Below are 15,116 nucleotides of genomic sequence, written 5' to 3'. Positions count from 1 at the left end.
GTGCACGCATGAGCGATCACCCGGTGCTGCACGTGAAGGGCAGGGTCCTGGCCGGACCCGACGACGTCCGCGACGAGCTGTGGGTCGTCGGCGGCCGGATCTCCTACGGCCGTCCCGCCGGGGCCCGCGAGGTCCGGACCGTCGAGGGCTGGGCGCTGCCCGGTCTCGTCGACGCGCACTGCCATGTGGGCCTCGGCGCGCACGGGCCGGTCGAGCCGGACGTCGCGGAGAAGCAGGCGCTGACGGACCGCGGGGCCGGCGCCCTGCTGCTGAGGGACGCCGGCTCGCCCTCGGACACCCGCTGGGTCGACGACCGCGACGACCTCCCGAAGATCATCCGTGCGGGCCGGCACATCGCCCGCACCCGCCGCTACCTCCGCGGCTACGCGCACGAGATCGAGCCCGACGACCTCGTCGCGTACGTCGCCCGGGAGGCCCGGCGCGGCGACGGCTGGGTCAAGCTGGTCGGCGACTGGATCGACCGCGAGGCAGGCGATCTGGCCCCCAGCTGGCCGCGGGAGGCGGCGGAGGCGGCCATCGCCGAGGCCCACCGGCTGGGCGCGCGCGTCACGGCGCACTGCTTCGCCGAGAACTCGCTGCGCGATCTGGTCGAGTCCGGCATCGACTGCGTCGAGCACGCGACCGGCCTGACGGACGATCTCGTCCCCCTGTTCGCGGAGCGGGGCGTGGCGATCGTCCCGACCCTGGTCAACATCGCCACGTTCCCGGAGCTCGCAGCCGGCGGGGAGGCCAGGTTCCCGCGCTGGTCGGCCCACATGCGCAGGCTCCACGCGCGCCGGTACGACACCGTCCGCTCCGCCTACGACGCCGGCATCCCGGTCTTCGTCGGCACGGACGCCGGCGGTTCGCTGCCGCACGGTCTGGTGGCGGCCGAGGTCGCCGAGCTGGTGACCGCGGGCATCCCCCCGCTGCGGGCGCTCTCGGCGACGACGTGGGGCGCACGCGCGTGGCTCGGACGCCCCGGACTGGACGAGGGAGCGCCGGCGGACCTGGTGGTGTACGAGACGGACCCGCGCGCCGACGTCCGCGTGCTGGCGGCGCCCCGGAGGATCGTGCTGAACGGCAGGATCGTGGGCTGAGGCGGACCGCGCGCCGGCCTCGACGTGTCCCTGCTCAACAGATCCGTCGCCGTCCCGCTCGCCGTCTCCCTCAACGAGGTGCACGCGCCGCAGAGCGCCGAGAGGACCGCCGCCGACGGCCGGGTCGGACGGCGTCGCCGGCGGAAGGCCGTTCAGTGGGCCGCGCGCCGACGTCGCCGAGGCCAGGGCGGCGGTGGACGGGAGGAACGCCGAGGCGTCCACCCGCCTCGTCCACGCCAGGCTGCACGTCCCCCGGCTTCCGCTGCTCTGCGTCGCCCCGGCCTTTCCGCTCCTGCGCGCCGCCCGTCCTCGCGCCCTGCCCCTCGTGCCTCGCCCCTCGTGTGGCTTTCGCGCGTTCCGTCCTTCGTGCCCTTTCAGCCGCGCGTCAGCGCCAGCGCCTGGTCCAGCGCCTGGAGAAAGCGGTTGACCGTCACCCGGTCCCGCACCGCCAGCCGCAGCCACTCCTCGTCCAGCCCCGGGAAGGTGTCCCCGCGCCGGACCGCGAACCCCAGGACGCGCAGCTGCCGGCGGACCGCGGCCGCCCGCGGCAGCCGGACGAGCACGAAGGGGCCCTGGGCCGGCCCCGCTACCCGCAGCCCGTCCGAGGCGAACTCCTCGAGGCCGGCGACGAGATGGGCCCGGTCCGCGGCGATGCGGTGCGCCGCGTGCCCGGCTTCCGCCAGCGCCTGCGGTTCCACGCAGGCCTGTGCGGCGGCGAGCGCCGGCGTGGACACCGGCCACAGCGGCTGTGCCCGCTCCAGTTCGGCGATCGTCTCCGGCGCGGCGAGGACGTACCCGATCCGCAGTCCCGCGAGTCCCCAGGTCTTGGTCAGGCTGCGCAGCACCACCAGACCGGGCACGTCCGCCCGCCCGGCGAGGGCCTCCCGCTCGCCCGGCACCGCGTCCATGAACGCCTCGTCGACCACCAGCGTCCGCCCGGCCCGCGCCAGCCGCCGGATCGTGTCCGCGGGGTGCAGCACCGACGTGGGGTTCGTCGGATTGCCGATCACCACCAGGTCGGCGTCGTCGGGAACGGCCGCCGGATCCAGCCGGAAGCCGTCCCGCGCGCGCAGCAGCACCCGGCCCACGTGGTGCCCGGCATCGCGCAGCGCCGCCTCCGGCTCGGTGAACTGCGGATGCACCACCACCGGCCGCCGCACCCGCAGGGCCCGCGCCAGCAGCACGAACGCCTCCGCCGCGCCCGCCGTCAGCAGCACCCGCTCCACGGGCAGGCCGTGCCGCGCCGCGACGGCCGCCCGCGCGGCCCGCCCGTCCGGATAGGCCGCGAGACCGCCCAGGGAGGCCGCGACGCGCTCGAGCAGCCAGCGCGGAGGCGTGTCCGCGCGGACGTTCACGGCGAGATCGACCAGGGCCGAGCCGTCGTCCCGCGTCTCGGCGTCACCGTGGTGGCGCAGGTCGTGCGTGGGGTCGGGAACGCCGCCCCGGCCGTCGGCGTGCTCGTCGGCTTGTCCGTCGGTGTGCATGGGAGTGCGCGTTTCCCTGTCCGTGAGGGTGATGCCCGGGTGGGGGATGTCCGTGCGGCTCGCGCTCGTCGCGGCGACGTCGTCCGGGGGCGCGGCGGCGGATTCGGCGTGGGCGGATTCGGCGGGGGCGCCGGGCAGGCCGGGGCGGCCAGGTCTGCGCGCGACGGCGCAGGTCGCCCTAGCCGGCGTGCCGGCCGACCGGCGTTTGGGCACCACGAGCTCGCCCCCGCCGATCAGCGCGGCCGCCTCCGCCACCGACGCGGTGCCCAGGGCGGCGAACGGCGCGTCGGAGGGGTGGGGCACCCTCACACCCGCCAGCTGCCGCGCGGAGTACGTCACCACGGGCACGCCGAGCCGCCGGGCGGCCTCCACCAGACCCGGCTCGCCGGCCCGGACGTCGACCGTGGCGAGCTCGGCGAGGTCACGGACGGACCGCCCCGCCTCCCGCACCGCGTTCTCCACCAGCTCGACCACCTCGGCGGCGGGAACTCCCGTGGACGCGCCGACCCCGACGACGAGGAACGCCACGCCGTCCCCGCCCACGCTCCCGTGCGTCTCGGGGCAGGCGTCCACCGCGTCGGACGTCGCGGGGGCGGCCGCCGGGGATCCGGACGGCACGGGGGCGTGCGCCGGGGCGGCGGCGGCGTCGGTCATACGGGCACGTCCTCTCACCAGGGTCTGTGCGGCTTCGGTGTTTCCGCGCTTTAGGAGGTTTCGTCCGGGCTTGGCGTCGTCACGTCGCGGCGCGGATGTGCGCGATCGGGGGTCGATCGGATAGCAAGGGTCCATGGCGGTCTTCGTCGCGCTCGGCGCGTTCCTCATGACGCTGGCCGGCGGCTGGACGGCACAGCGGGTGACCGACCGCCGCCACCTCGTGCTGGGCCTGGCCGGCGGCCTGATGCTGGGCGTGGTCGGCCTCGACCTGCTGCCGGAGGCGCTCGACGCGGCCGGCACCGAGGTCTTCGGCGTGCCGGCCGCGCTGCTGCTCTTCGTGGCCGGGTTCCTGCTGGCCCATCTGGTGGAACGGCTGCTCGCGGCCCGCCAGGCGGCGCACGGCGCGGAGGAGACGGCCCTGCGCGCGCCCGAGGTGGGTCTCACGGCCGCCGCCGCGATGGTCGGCCACAGCGCGATGGACGGCGTGGCGATCGGCGCGGCCTTCCAGGTGGACGGCGGCATGGGAGCGGCCGTGGCGCTCGCGGTCATCGCCCACGACTTCGCGGACGGCTTCAACACGTACACGATCACGAGCCTCTACGGGAACGCCCGTCGCAAGGCCCAGGCCATGCTGGTGGCGGACGCGGCGGCCCCGGTCGTGGGCGCGGCCTCGACGTCCTTCGTCTCCATCCCGGAGCAGGTGCTCGGCGGCTATCTCGGGTTCTTCGGGGGCGCGCTGCTGTACCTGGCGGCCGCCGAGATCCTCCCCGAGGCCCACCACGAGCACCCGGCCCGCTCGACCGTGCTGTGCACGATCGCGGGCGCGGTCTTCATCTGGCTGGTGGTCGGCCTGGCGTCCTGAGTGCCTGTGGACCGACCCGCGCCCGGGCCCGTACGGGGGCCGGTGCACGGGCTCCGAGCGGCGGGCGCGCGCCGGACGGAAGCCGGTCAGGGCCCGCGGCCCCGGCTGCCCGACGGCCCGCCTGCCGCTCATGACGTCCGGCACCTCTCCACGAACCGGCGGACCACGCCCGGTTCGGACGCCCAGTGCGTGTGCAGATAGCTCGCGTGCACGCCGCGCTCCACGAACCCCTCGAGCCGCCGCTGTGGGGTCCGCAGCCCCCAGGCGGGGGTCGTACCCGCGCCGGGTTCCACGACGGTCCGGTGGAACTCGTGGCCCCGCATCCGGGTCCCGGCCACGGCCAGCGCGCTGTCGCTCACGGCGACCGCGTCCCGGTACCCGAGCGTGAGCCGTCCGCTCATCCGCGCGCTCGCGTCGAGCACCCCGCACATGGGCTGCCCGTCCAGCTCACGGCACAGATAGAGCAGCCCGGCGCACTCGGCGGCGACGGGCGCCCCCCGGTCCACGAGGACCGCGACCGACTTGCGCAGCGGCTCGTTCGCGGACAGCTCGGCCGCGTACATCTCGGGGAACCCGCCCCCGACGACCAACCCCGCGGTTCCTTCGGGCAGTCGCTCGTCCCGCAGCGGATCGAAGGGGAGGACCTCGGCGCCGGCGGCGGTGAGCAGTTCGGCGTGCTCGGCGTAGGAGAAGGTGAAGGCGGAGCCGCCGGCGACGGCGACCACCGGCCGGCCCGTGCCGCCCGGCCGCAGCCCGCCGGCGTCGGACCGCGGAGCCCGGACGTCGAGAGCAGGCGTGCCGAGGGCCGGCGTGTCGAGGGCCGGTGCGGGCACGGCGGCCCGCAGGGCCTCGGCCGCGTCCCACTGCGCGCAGGACAGGTCTCCCGCGCCGCGTGCCAGTGCGAGCAGCGCCTCGAGGTCGCACCCCTGCGCCACCTGTGCCGCCATCGCCGCGACGGAGTCCACCGCCTCGGCCCGCCGTTCGGCGACCGGCACCAGCCCGAGGTGCCGGGACGGCGTGTCCACCCGCGGGGCCCGCCGCACCACGCCCAGCACCGGCGTCCCGGCCGACTCCAGGGCGTCCCGCAGCAGTTCCTCGTGCCGGTCGGAGGCGACCTTGTTGAGGATCACGCCCCCGACCCGTACCTCCGGGTCCCAGGAGATGAACCCGTGCACCAGTGCCGCCACCGACCGGGACTGCGACGAGGCGTCGACCACGAGCACCACCGGCGCCCGCAGCAGCTTCGCCACCTGGGCGGTGGAGGCCAGTTCGCCCTCTCCCGCGGCCCCGTCGTACATCCCCATCACGCCCTCGACGATCGCCAGGTCGCAGCCGCGCGCACCGTGCGCGAACAGCGGGCCGACCAGCTGCGGCCCGCACAGGTACGCGTCGAGGTTGCGGCCCACCCGCCCGGTCGCGAGCGAGTGGTACCCGGGGTCGATGTAGTCCGGCCCGACCTTGTGCGGGGACACGGCGAGTCCGCGCGCGGCGAACGCGGCCATCAGCCCCGTCGCGACGGTGGTCTTGCCGCTGCCCGAGGAGGGCGCGGCGATGACGAGCCGGGGTACGGAGGACGAGGCCGAAGGCGCCGGGGGCGGAGGCGCGGACGGCGTCGCGGCGGGGGGCGTCAGCACGGCGTCACCACTCGATGCCCCTCTGCCCCTTCTGCCCCGCGTCCATCGGATGCTTGACCTTGGACATGTCGGTGACCAGGTCGGCGAAGTCCACGAGCTTCCCGGGCGCGTTGCGTCCGGTGATGACGACGTGCTGCGTCCCCGGCCGGTCCCGCAACACCGAGATCACCTCGTCGACGTCGATCCACCCCCAGTGCAGCGGATAGGCGAACTCGTCGAGCACGTACAGCTTGTACGCCTCGGCGGCGAGGTCCCGCTTGACCTGCTCCCAGCCCTCGCGGGCCTTCTCCTCGTTGTCGAGCTGTTGGTCGCGCTGCACCCACGACCAGCCCTCGCCCATCTTGTGCCAGTCGACGGAACCGCCCTCGCCGGACGCCCCCAGCACCCGCAGCGCGTTCTCCTCGCCGACCTTCCACTTCGCCGACTTGACGAACTGGAACACCCCGATCGGCCAGCCCTGGTTCCAGGCCCGCAGCGCGAGCCCGAAGGCGGCGGTCGACTTCCCCTTGCCGATGCCCGTGTGCACCATGACGAGTGCCCGGTTGCGGCGCTGACGCGTCGTCAGTCCGTCGTCCGGCACGACACTCGGCTGTCCCTGCGGCATTAAGCGGCCCTCCTCGAAGTTCCCTGCACGTTCTTCACCAATCCGGCGATGGAGTCCGCCCGCAGCTCGTCCAGCGTGACGGCGGTTCCCCCCAGCTCTGCGGCGAGCTCCCCGGCGAGCCCGAGCCGTACCGGCCCCGACTCGCAGTCGACGACCACGCTCGCGACGCCCTCGGCCGCGAACAGCCGGGCAGCCCGTCCGGCCGTCGCGACCGGCTCGGGACCCCCGGTGGCCCGTCCGTCCGTCACCACGACGACCAGGGCCCGCCGCGCCGGATCCCGCAGCCGCTCCACGCGCAGCACGTCGTGCGCCCGCAGCAGCCCGGCGGCCAGCGGTGTGCGCCCCCCGGTGGGCAGCGACTCCAGGCGTACGGCGGCCGCGTCCACCGAGGAGGTGGGCGGCAGCGCGACGTCCGCGGCCGAGCCGCGGAAGGTGACGAGCCCGACCTTGTCCCGCCGCTGGTACGCGTCGAGCAGCAGCGACAGCACCGCGCCCTTCACCGCGCCCATCCGCTGCCGGGCGGCCATCGACCCCGAGGCGTCCACGACGAACAGCACGAGGTTCCCCTCGCGCCCCTCCCGGACCGCCTGCCGCAGATCGTCGCGCCGCACCACCAGCCCCGGCCCGGTCCGTCCCCGCGCCCGCTGGTGCGGGGCGGCCGCGTGCACGGTCGCCGCCAGGTGGAGCTTGGTGAGGGTGCCCCGGGGGCGTCGCGCGCCGGTGGTCCGGCCGTGCTCGGTGCGCGCCCGCGAGCGACGTCCGGCGGCGCCCTCGCCGATGCCGGGCACGCTCAGCGTCTTCGTGCGGAACGGCTCGGCGGCCCGCACGGGGGACTGCTCCCCGGCTCCCGGGCCGGCCGGCTGCGGCTCCGCGCCGCCCCCCTCGCTCCGCCCGGCGTCGGGGCCGGCGCCGTCGCCCTGCGGCGGCACGGTGGCGTCGGCGGCCTCGTCGCCGGACTGCGGCGGCAGGCCGCCCCCGCCGTCGGGACCGCCGTCAGGGCCGCCCTCGGGGCCCTGCGGGCCGGGGCCGGGGTCCTCGTCGTCCGAGCCGCCGAACTCCTCCAGCGTCTCGTCGAGCTTGTCCTCGTCGAGTCCGGGCGCGTCGAAGGGGTTGCGCCGCCTGCGGTGCGGCAGCGCGAGCAGCGCGGCCTGCCGCACGTCCTCCGCGAGCACGTCGGTCCGTCCGGCCCACGCGGCCAGCGCCGTGGCCGTGCGCGCCATGACGATGTCGGCGCGCATGCCGTCCACCTCGAACGCGGCGCACGTCGCCGCGATCTGCCGCAGCGCCGCGTCGCCCAGCCGCACCGACGGCAGCAGTTCCCGCGCGGCCGTGATCCGGGCGCGGACGGCGGCCTCCTCGTCCGCCCAGCGCGCGGCGAACGCCTCGGGGTCGTCGTCGTGCGCGAGCCGCCGCCGCACCACCTCCACCCGCTGGTCGGGCTCGCGCGAGGCCGCCACCTCCACCGTCAGCCCGAACCGGTCGAGCAACTGCGGCCGCAGCTCGCCCTCCTCGGGGTTCATGGTGCCGACGAGCAGGAACCGGGCCGCGTGCCGTACGGAGACGCCCTCGCGCTCGACGTACGAGGCGCCCATCGCGGCCGCGTCCAGCAGCAGGTCGACCAGATGGTCGTGGAGGAGGTTGACCTCGTCGACGTAGAGGATGCCCCGGTGCGCGTCGGCGAGGAGTCCCGGCTCGAAGGCCTTCACGCCCTCCGCCAGCGCCCGTTCGATGTCCAGCGCTCCCACCAGCCGGTCCTCGGAGGCGCCCACCGGCAGTTCGACCATCCGCGCCGGCCGTGTCTCGGACGCCCCCCGCTCGTGCGGTCCGTCCGGGCAGGCCGGGTCGGGCGAGGCCGGGTCGCAGGAGAACCGGCAGCCGGTCACCGCGTCCAGCGCCGGCATGAGCGCCGACAGCGCCCGTACCGCCGTCGACTTGGCGGTGCCCTTCTCGCCGCGCACCAGCACACCGCCCACCGCCGGCGACACGGCGTTCAGCAGCAGCGCGAGCCGCAGGTCGTCCTGGCCGACGACGGCCGTGAACGGGAAAGGAGTACTCACTTCTCGTTGCCTTCCAACTCGCCCTCCGGCGCGGGACGGACGTCCCGCAGCCGTTCGGTGGTGGCGCGCCGCGGCCACCGGCCGGACTCTTTCTGGAACGGGTCGCCGCCGGCCGACGGCGACGGCCCGGCGCCCACGCGGTCGACCACGCGCCCGCTCGTGCGCCCGCTCACGCGGGCGCTCCCGGGGGAACGAACGGCAGTCCCCGCGGCGCGCCCGACTCGATCAGCCGCCAGAGCGCGTCGGTGTCCGCGTGCTCCTCGATCAGGTCGCCGAGCCGGTCCAGCTGTTCCTCGCGCAGCGCGGCGAACGAGGTGTCGGGAGCGGGCACGAAACGCCGGCCCGCGGCCGCGGCCACCTCGCGCAGGAATGCCCGCCGGAACCCGTCCGACTCCAGCGAGCCGTGCCAGTGCGTGCCCCACACCTGCCCGACCCGGCAGCCGTCCAGGGGGTTCCCGCGGTCGTCGCGCAGGAACGCCTCCCCGCCGTCCACGGTGGCCACCCCGTGGTGGATCTCGTACCCCTCGACGGACTCGCCGAGGGCTTCGCCCACCGGGCGGGTGAGGGTCTTCTCCGGGGCGAACCGCACCCGCACGGGGAGCAGGCCGAGCCCGTCGACCCGGCCGAGCCGGCTCTCGACCTCGTCCTCGATCCGCGTGCCGAGGATCTGGTAGCCCCCGCAGACGCCGAGGACGGGCCGCTGCTCGGCGGCCCGGCGCACCAGCGCGTCGGCGAGGCCGCGTTCGCGCAGCCACTGAAGCGCCCGCACGGTGCCCCGGGTGCCCGGTACGACGACCAGGTCGGCGTCGGCCAGTTCCTCGGGCCGGTCGACGAACCGCACGACGACGCCGGGCTCGGCGGCCAGCGCGTCCACGTCGGTGAAGTTGGACATCAGCGGGACCGCGCAGACGGCGACCCGCAGCACGTCCTCGCCGACCGGCGGAGCGGTGTTCGACTCCCGCACGGTCCCCCGCAGCGAGACCCTCAGCCCGTCCTCCTCGTCGATCCCGAGCCCGTGCCGGAACGGCAGCACCCCGTACGTCCGCCGTCCGGTGAGCCCGTGCAGCATGTCCAGGCCCGGCTCCAGCAGGGAGACGTCCCCGCGGAACTTGTTGACGAGGAACCCGGCGACCAGTTCCTGGTCCTCGGGCGACAGCAGGGCGACGGTGCCGAAGAACGACGCGAAGACCCCGCCCCGGTCGATGTCGCCGACGACGAGCACGGGCAGCCGCGCGCTCCGCGCGATCCCCATGTTCACGATGTCGGTCCGCCGCAGGTTGATCTCGGCGGGACTGCCCGCCCCCTCACAGATCACCGCGTCATACGTGCCCCGCAACTCGGCGAGACAGTCGAGAACGGTGCCGAGGAGTCTTTGCTGCCGGCCCCCGTGGTACCCGCGGGCGCTCATCTCGCCCACCGGCCTGCCCAGCAGCACGACCTGGCTGCTGCGCTCCCCGCCCGGCTTGAGGAGCACGGGGTTCATCAGCGCGGTCGGCTCCACCCGGCAGGCCTGCGCCTGCATGGCCTGCGCCCGCCCGATCTCGGCGCCCTCCCGTGTCACGAAGGAGTTGAGGGACATGTTCTGCGCCTTGAACGGCGCGACCTTGACGCCCTGTCGCACCAGCCACCGGCAGATCCCGGCGGTGACGACGCTCTTGCCGGCGTCGGAGGTCGTGCCGGCGACGAGGAGCCCCCCGCTCATGACTGACGTCCCTTCGCGACCAGGCGCGCGGCGACGGTGACGCCGAGCGCGAGCAGACCGACGCGGCGGGAGAGCCGCGCGGCGCGTTCGATGTCGTGCACGGCGACGGGCCGTCCGGCCGCCCCGTTGAGCACCGGGCGGTGTTCGACCCGGCCGCCGTACGCCAGGGTCCCGCCCAGCCGTACCCCGAGGGCGCCCGCGAAAGACGCCTCCACGGGGCCCGCGTTGGGGCTCGGGTGACTGCGGGCGTCGGCGCGCCAGGCCCGCAGCGCGCCGCGCGGGTCGTCCCCCGCGGCGGCGGCCAGCACGGCGGTCAGCCGCGCCCCGGGCCACCCGGCGAGGTCGTCGAGCCGGGCGGCGGCCCAGCCGAAGCGCAGGTACCGCGGCGAGCGGTGACCTACCATCGCGTCAAGGGTGTTGACGGCCCGGAACCCGACCAGTCCCGGCACGCCGCCCACGGCGCCCCACACCAGCGCCCCGACGACGGCGTCGGAGGTGTTCTCGGCGACGGACTCCACGACGGCCCGGGCGATCCCGTCGGCGTCCAGCGCCTGGGGGTCCCGCCCGCACAGACGCGGTAGCCGTGCGCGGGCCGCCTCGACGTCCCCCGCCTCCAGGGCCCGCCCGATCGCGCGGGCCTCGCGGACGAGCGAACTGCCCCCGACGACGGCCCAGGTGGCGGCGGCGGTCAGGGCGACGGAGGCGGCGGGGGAGTGGCGCACACCCCGTGAGGCGACGGCCCCGAGGGCCACGGCGCCGCCCGCGCACACGGCGGTGTGCAGGGCGCCCCACCCCCGGTTGTCCCGCCACAGCAGCCGTTCGACGGCGCCCGCGGCCCGCCCGAACCCGGCGACCGGATGCCCGCGGCGGGGATCGCCGAGGAGCAGGTCGCCGAGCAGGCCGGCGGCGGCGCCGTACGCGTGGACGCGCTCGGCACCCATCGGGTCAGCCGGCTGTGGGGGCGGGGGTCGGGTCGGTGGTGACGCTCGGTCGGCAGCCGCACATGGCAGAGGTCCTCACTCAGGGTGTCCACGCCCTGGTTCGACGAGACCGGCGGCGAGAGTTCCTGGCTCCCGGGGGTTTCCTCCCGGTGACAGTGGCGGGACCGCGCCGGACTCGCACCGGCTTCCTCTTCTGCCGCCGTAATGGCCCGGGCAGTCCACCACGGGCCCGGAAGGGCCGTCAACTTGCTGTTGACCTGCGCGGGGAGGATGTGCAGAACCCCACACGGCGGGGCCGGCGGGGTTCGGGAACGGGGTGCGGGGAGCGGGTACGGGCACGCGATGCGCGGCCGGGCACGGGAACGGGGTGCGGCACGGCGATCCGTCCCGCACCCCTGAGGCCCACGTCCCGTCGGTCCACGACCCGCCGGACGACGGCGCGTCAGACCACGATCAGCGAGATGCCGTAGGCCACCGCCGCCGCGCAGGCGGCGAAGCACGCGTACGCGCCCGTCACCGCGAGGGCGGCCGAGCCGCCCTCGGCCGTCGCGCGTTCCCTGCGCGACAGGCCCATGACGCCGAGGGTGAACAGGGCGACGAGGCCCACGGTGACCACGAGGCTGACGCCGAACACGGAGCCCAGGGCTGCCCAGTCGATCTTCATGCCGGTTCTCTTCCTTCGTTCCGGTGGCGCGGGCTCAGACGGCCGCGGCCGGGGGAGCGGCGGGGGCGGGCGGCGCGGCCGACGCGGCCGGCGCCGGGATGGTGGCCGTCAGGACCGTCGTGACGTCCTCGGCCGGCGTGCCCGTGGGCGGCGGCGCGACCATGGCGATGGCCGTGGTGATCACACCGGCCGGCTCCTCGGACTCGTTGACGTTCGACGCGTCGACGACCTCGCGCCGGGAGATCTTCCAGATGGCCGCGCTGGAGGCGATCAGGAAGACGGCGACCACGGCCGTGCCCCAGTCGCCGAGCCCGGTGACCGACTCGGCGAGCGCGCCCACCAGGGCGGCGGCCGGGAGGGTCAGACCCCACGCGACGAACATGCGGGTCGCGGTCGACCAGCGGACCACGCCGCCCTTGCGGCCCAGCCCCGCGCCCATCACCGCACCGGAGACCGAATGCGTGGTGGAGAGGGAGAAGCCGAGGTGAGAGGAGGCCAGGATGACCGTCGCGGCACTGGTCTGCGCCGCGAAGCCCTGCTGCGGCTGGAGATCGGTCAGCCCCTTGCCCATCGTGCGGATGATGCGCCAGCCGCCGAGGTAGGTGCCGAGCGCGATGGCCAGACCGGCCGAGAGGATGACCCAGGTGGGCGGGTCGGAGTCGGGCGCCACGGCGCCGCCGGCCACCAGGGCCAGGGTGATGATGCCCATCGTCTTCTGGGCGTCGTTGGTGCCGTGGGCGAGGGAGACCAGGCCGGCCGAGGCGATCTGGCCCGCGCGGTAGCCCTTGTCCGCGGCCCTGCCGTCGGCCTTGCGGCCCAGCGTGTAGGAGAGGCGGGTGGCGAACATCGCCGCGACGCCCGCGACGATCGGCGCGGCGACCGCCGGCAGCAGCACCTTGGTGACCAGCACGTCGCCGTGCACCGCGCCCGTACCGGCCGAGGCGATGGTGGCGCCGATCAGACCGCCCATCAGGGCGTGCGAGGAGCTGGAGGGCAGGCCCACCAGCCAGGTCAGCAGGTTCCAGAGGATCGCGCCGACCAGGGCGGCGAAGATGACCTCGGGACGGATGCCGGTCTCGTCGACGAGACCCTTGGAGATCGTGTTGGCGACCTCCACCGAGAGGAAGGCTCCCACAAGGTTCAGCACGGCGGACATGGCCACCGCGACCTTGGGCTTGAGTGCACCGGTCGAGATGGTCGTGGCCATCGCGTTGGCGGTGTCGTGAAAACCGTTCGTGAAATCAAACGCAAGTGCGGTTACCACCACAATCGCGAGGATCAGCGAGAAGTTTTCCATTTACCCAGGCAATCGTTCGAAGTCATTGGCTGATTGACCGTAGGCAACCCGGGTGAACGGAAGATGAACTGAGGCGGGCGTCACGGTGTCCGGATGACACGGGTGCGCTATCGCCCGCGCGCGGGGCGCCGACCGCCCCCGGGAGGGCCTGGCAGGATCGCGGCATGGCTGAGCATCGAGGCGAACGACCGGACGTCCGGCGGCGGGGGCGGCAGGCCTCGCCCGAGGAGGCGCGGGCCTGGGCGGAACTGGTGGCGGCCGCCCGCCCGCACGGTCGCCGACGGGCTGGTCGTCGGCACTTCGGGCAACGTCTCGGTGCGCGTCGGCGACACCGTGCTCGTGACGCCGTCCGGCGTGCCCTACGAGCGGCTGGCCCCGGCCGACGTCACGGGCGTCGACCTCACCGGCCGGCAGGTCCTCGGCGCGCTGGTCCCCACCAGCGAACTGCCCATGCATCTGGCCGTGTACCGGGCCACCGACGCCGGGGCGATCGTGCACACCCACGCCGTGCACGCCACCGCCGTCTCCACCCTCGTCGACGAACTCCCCCTGATCCACTACATGGCGAGCGCGCTCGGCGGACCCGTCCGCGTCGCGCCCTACGCCGCGTACGGCACCGAGGAGCTGGCCGCGCACACGCTCCGGGCCCTCGAGGGGCGGTCCGGCTGCCTCCTGCGCAACCACGGCACCCTGACCCATGGCGCCGGGCTCGACCAGGCGTACGACCGCACGGCCCAACTGGAGTGGATGTGCCGCCTGTGGCTGACCGCTTCCTCGGTGCCCGGCCGCACGCCCGCACTGCTGACGGAGGAACAGGTCGCCCAGGTTGGGGAGCGTCTGCGGGGGTACGGCCAGCCGGACTGACGGCCGCGGCCGAGGGCCCGGCCGACGGTCGTGGCTTCGGCGCGCGTCACCCCGGCCGGCCGCACCACTGGCCGGTCCGCGGGATGGCCGGGACACTGGGCTCGTGCGCACTGTCACAGCGACGGCCGCCGCCGTCACCGCAGCCCTGGCCGCCGGCGCCGCCGGTGTCGTCGCCGGCCGGTTCGCCAGCGACGTCGCGTTGAAGGCGCCGCCCGGCCGGCCCCTGCCCACCGAACCCCGGCTCACCGTGCACGGCACGGCCGCCGGACAGGTCACCCTCACGCGCGACCTCGCGGCCTTGCGCCCCGGCGCCTACGGCCTCTCCGGCGACGGTTCCCACGCCGTCGTCGGCCCGGTCCTGCCCGACGCCCCGCACACCGCCGACACCGTCGTCCGTCGGCTGGAACGCGTCACCCACGGCTCCCTGGACGCCGGTGACGCGGTCCGGCTCACCCCGAACCTGTACGTCGGCGACCCCGGCACCGCCCTCGGTCTCGACCACGCCGACGTCGACGTGCCCGGCGAACTGGGCAACCTGCCCGCCTGGTTCGTCCCCGGAGCCCGTCGCACCTGGGTGATCGCCGTGCACGGTCTGGGGACCACCCGGGAACACGCCCTCAACCTCATCGGCTTCCTGCACGGCGCCCGCTTCCCCGTGCTCGCCCTCGCCTACCGCGGAGACCTCGGCGCGCCCCGTTCCCCGGACGGCCTGAACCACCTCGGCGCGACCGAGTGGCGCGACCTGGACGCGGCGATGCGGTACGCCGTGCGCTACGGCGCCCGGCGCGTCGTCCTGCTCGGCTGGTCCACGGGCGCCGCCATGGCCCTGCGCGCCGCCGCCGACTCCGGCCTGCGCGACCTGGTCTCGGGACTCGTGCTGGACTCCCCGGTCCTCGACTGGCGGACGACGGTGCGCGCCCTCGCCGCCGCCCGGCACACCCCCGCCGTCCTGCTGCCGCTCGCCGTCCGCGCCGCCGAGGGCCGCACCGGCATGGCGGGCGGCGCGCCCGGCGGCACGGGCGGACCCGGCGGCGCGGACGGCAGCCCGGCCCGGCTGCGGGTCCCGACCCTGATCCTCCACGGACCCGACGACACCGTCGCCCCCTGGGCCGACAGCCGCCGGCTCGCCGACCGCCGCCCCGACCTGGTCACCCTCCACACCGTCCCGCACGCCCCGCACGGCGCCATGTGGAACCCCGACCCCGCCGCCTACGAGGAGACCCTGCGCCGCTTCCTGACCCCGCTGATGTGAC

At 75.6% G+C, this 15,116-nt stretch carries 12 protein-coding genes, 2 pseudogenes and 1 riboswitch; of the genes and pseudogenes, 5 read left to right on the top strand and 9 right to left on the bottom strand.

Going from position 1 to position 15,116, the window contains the following annotated elements; translation table 11 throughout:
* Positions 1–8: 8 nt before the first annotated feature.
* Together QF032_RS09980 and QF032_RS09975 are read left to right on the top strand one after the other, a co-directional pair.
* Positions 9–1,100 carry an amidohydrolase family protein gene (locus QF032_RS09980; RefSeq protein ID WP_307041652.1) on the top strand — a complete coding sequence of 364 codons (1,092 nt, stop codon included), beginning with the start codon at positions 9–11 and terminating at the stop codon, positions 1,098–1,100.
* Positions 1,101–1,109: 9 nt separating this feature from the next.
* Positions 1,110–1,368 (top strand): annotated as a pseudogene (locus QF032_RS09975) (SCO1860 family LAETG-anchored protein); the annotation flags it as partial.
* 106 nt (positions 1,369–1,474) lie between these two features.
* Here the strand turns inward: QF032_RS09975 and cobC are convergent.
* The gene (gene cobC, locus QF032_RS09970; protein ID WP_307055782.1) at positions 1,475–3,238 is read right to left on the bottom strand and encodes an Rv2231c family pyridoxal phosphate-dependent protein CobC; all 1,764 of its coding nucleotides are present in this window, start codon (positions 3,236–3,238) and stop codon (positions 1,475–1,477) included.
* Between the two features lie 133 nt (positions 3,239–3,371).
* Here cobC and QF032_RS09965 point away from each other — a divergent pair, with 133 nt between their 5' ends.
* Positions 3,372–4,100: a ZIP family metal transporter gene (locus QF032_RS09965; protein ID WP_307041647.1), complete on the top strand. Its 729-nt coding sequence runs from the start codon at positions 3,372–3,374 to the stop codon at positions 4,098–4,100.
* Positions 4,101–4,228: 128 nt separating this feature from the next.
* Here QF032_RS09965 and QF032_RS09960 read toward each other — a convergent pair whose 3' ends face one another.
* The 8 genes from QF032_RS09960 to QF032_RS09925 form a co-directional block, all read right to left on the bottom strand.
* Positions 4,229–5,734, bottom strand: coding sequence for a cobyrinate a,c-diamide synthase (locus QF032_RS09960; protein WP_307055781.1), 1,506 nt, complete (start codon positions 5,732–5,734; stop codon positions 4,229–4,231).
* A 4-nt stretch (positions 5,735–5,738) separates the two neighbouring features.
* A complete protein-coding gene (gene cobO / locus QF032_RS09955) occupies positions 5,739–6,338 on the bottom strand; it encodes a cob(I)yrinic acid a,c-diamide adenosyltransferase (RefSeq protein ID WP_306953451.1) in 600 nt (199 codons plus the stop codon).
* A complete protein-coding gene (locus QF032_RS09950) occupies positions 6,338–8,395 on the bottom strand; it encodes a putative cobaltochelatase (protein WP_307055779.1) in 2,058 nt (685 codons plus the stop codon). The genes cobO and QF032_RS09950 overlap by 1 nt, the downstream gene beginning before the upstream one ends.
* Positions 8,392–8,568, bottom strand: a complete 177-nt coding sequence (locus QF032_RS09945) for a hypothetical protein (protein WP_307041640.1) — start codon at positions 8,566–8,568, stop codon at positions 8,392–8,394. The genes QF032_RS09950 and QF032_RS09945 overlap by 4 nt, the downstream gene beginning before the upstream one ends.
* A complete protein-coding gene (locus tag QF032_RS09940; RefSeq protein ID WP_307055777.1) occupies positions 8,565–10,097 on the bottom strand; it encodes a cobyric acid synthase in 1,533 nt (510 codons plus the stop codon). Before QF032_RS09940 ends, QF032_RS09945 begins: the two co-directional genes overlap by 4 nt.
* On the bottom strand, positions 10,094–11,038 hold the full coding sequence (locus tag QF032_RS09935) for a cobalamin biosynthesis protein (RefSeq protein ID WP_307041636.1): 945 nt from the start codon (positions 11,036–11,038) through the stop codon (positions 10,094–10,096). The genes QF032_RS09940 and QF032_RS09935 overlap by 4 nt, the downstream gene beginning before the upstream one ends.
* Positions 11,039–11,138: 100 nt before the next feature.
* Positions 11,139–11,276, bottom strand: a riboswitch (cobalamin riboswitch).
* Between the two features lie 204 nt (positions 11,277–11,480).
* Positions 11,481–11,702 carry a hypothetical protein gene (locus QF032_RS09930; RefSeq protein WP_057581292.1) on the bottom strand — a complete coding sequence of 74 codons (222 nt, stop codon included), beginning with the start codon at positions 11,700–11,702 and terminating at the stop codon, positions 11,481–11,483.
* 34 nt (positions 11,703–11,736) lie between these two features.
* Entirely contained in the window at positions 11,737–12,999 is a 1,263-nt protein-coding gene (locus QF032_RS09925; protein ID WP_307041631.1) for an inorganic phosphate transporter, read from the bottom strand.
* A gap of 164 nt (positions 13,000–13,163) precedes the next feature.
* Here QF032_RS09925 and QF032_RS09920 point away from each other — a divergent pair.
* Positions 13,164–13,863 (top strand): annotated as a pseudogene (locus tag QF032_RS09920) (class II aldolase/adducin family protein).
* A 103-nt stretch (positions 13,864–13,966) separates the two neighbouring features.
* Positions 13,967–15,115 (top strand): alpha/beta hydrolase, encoded by a 1,149-nt coding sequence (locus QF032_RS09915; protein WP_307041627.1) that lies wholly within the window; start codon positions 13,967–13,969, stop codon positions 15,113–15,115.
* The last annotated feature ends 1 nt before the right edge of the window (position 15,116 follow it).

The sequence above is a fragment of the Streptomyces achromogenes genome (genome assembly GCF_030816715.1).
In the GTDB taxonomy this organism is placed as follows: Bacteria; Actinomycetota; Actinomycetes; order Streptomycetales; family Streptomycetaceae; genus Streptomyces; species Streptomyces achromogenes_A.
This window is presented reverse-complemented; position numbering and strand designations above follow the sequence as displayed.

What these genes read in the sequence shown, in the direction of transcription:
- QF032_RS09980 (WP_307041652.1), top strand. Translation starts at nt 9, where the DNA reads ATGAGCGATCACCCGGTGCTGCACGTGAAGGGCAGGGTCCTGGCCGGA.
- cobC (WP_307055782.1), bottom strand. Translation starts at nt 3,238, where the DNA reads ATGACCGACGCCGCCGCCGCCCCGGCGCACGCCCCCGTGCCGTCCGGA.
- QF032_RS09965 (WP_307041647.1), top strand. Translation starts at nt 3,372, where the DNA reads ATGGCGGTCTTCGTCGCGCTCGGCGCGTTCCTCATGACGCTGGCCGGC.
- cobO (WP_306953451.1), bottom strand. Translation starts at nt 6,338, where the DNA reads ATGCCGCAGGGACAGCCGAGTGTCGTGCCGGACGACGGACTGACGACG.
- QF032_RS09940 (WP_307055777.1), bottom strand. Translation starts at nt 10,097, where the DNA reads ATGAGCGGGGGGCTCCTCGTCGCCGGCACGACCTCCGACGCCGGCAAG.
- QF032_RS09935 (WP_307041636.1), bottom strand. Translation starts at nt 11,038, where the DNA reads ATGGGTGCCGAGCGCGTCCACGCGTACGGCGCCGCCGCCGGCCTGCTC.
- QF032_RS09930 (WP_057581292.1), bottom strand. Translation starts at nt 11,702, where the DNA reads ATGAAGATCGACTGGGCAGCCCTGGGCTCCGTGTTCGGCGTCAGCCTC.
- QF032_RS09925 (WP_307041631.1), bottom strand. Translation starts at nt 12,999, where the DNA reads ATGGAAAACTTCTCGCTGATCCTCGCGATTGTGGTGGTAACCGCACTT.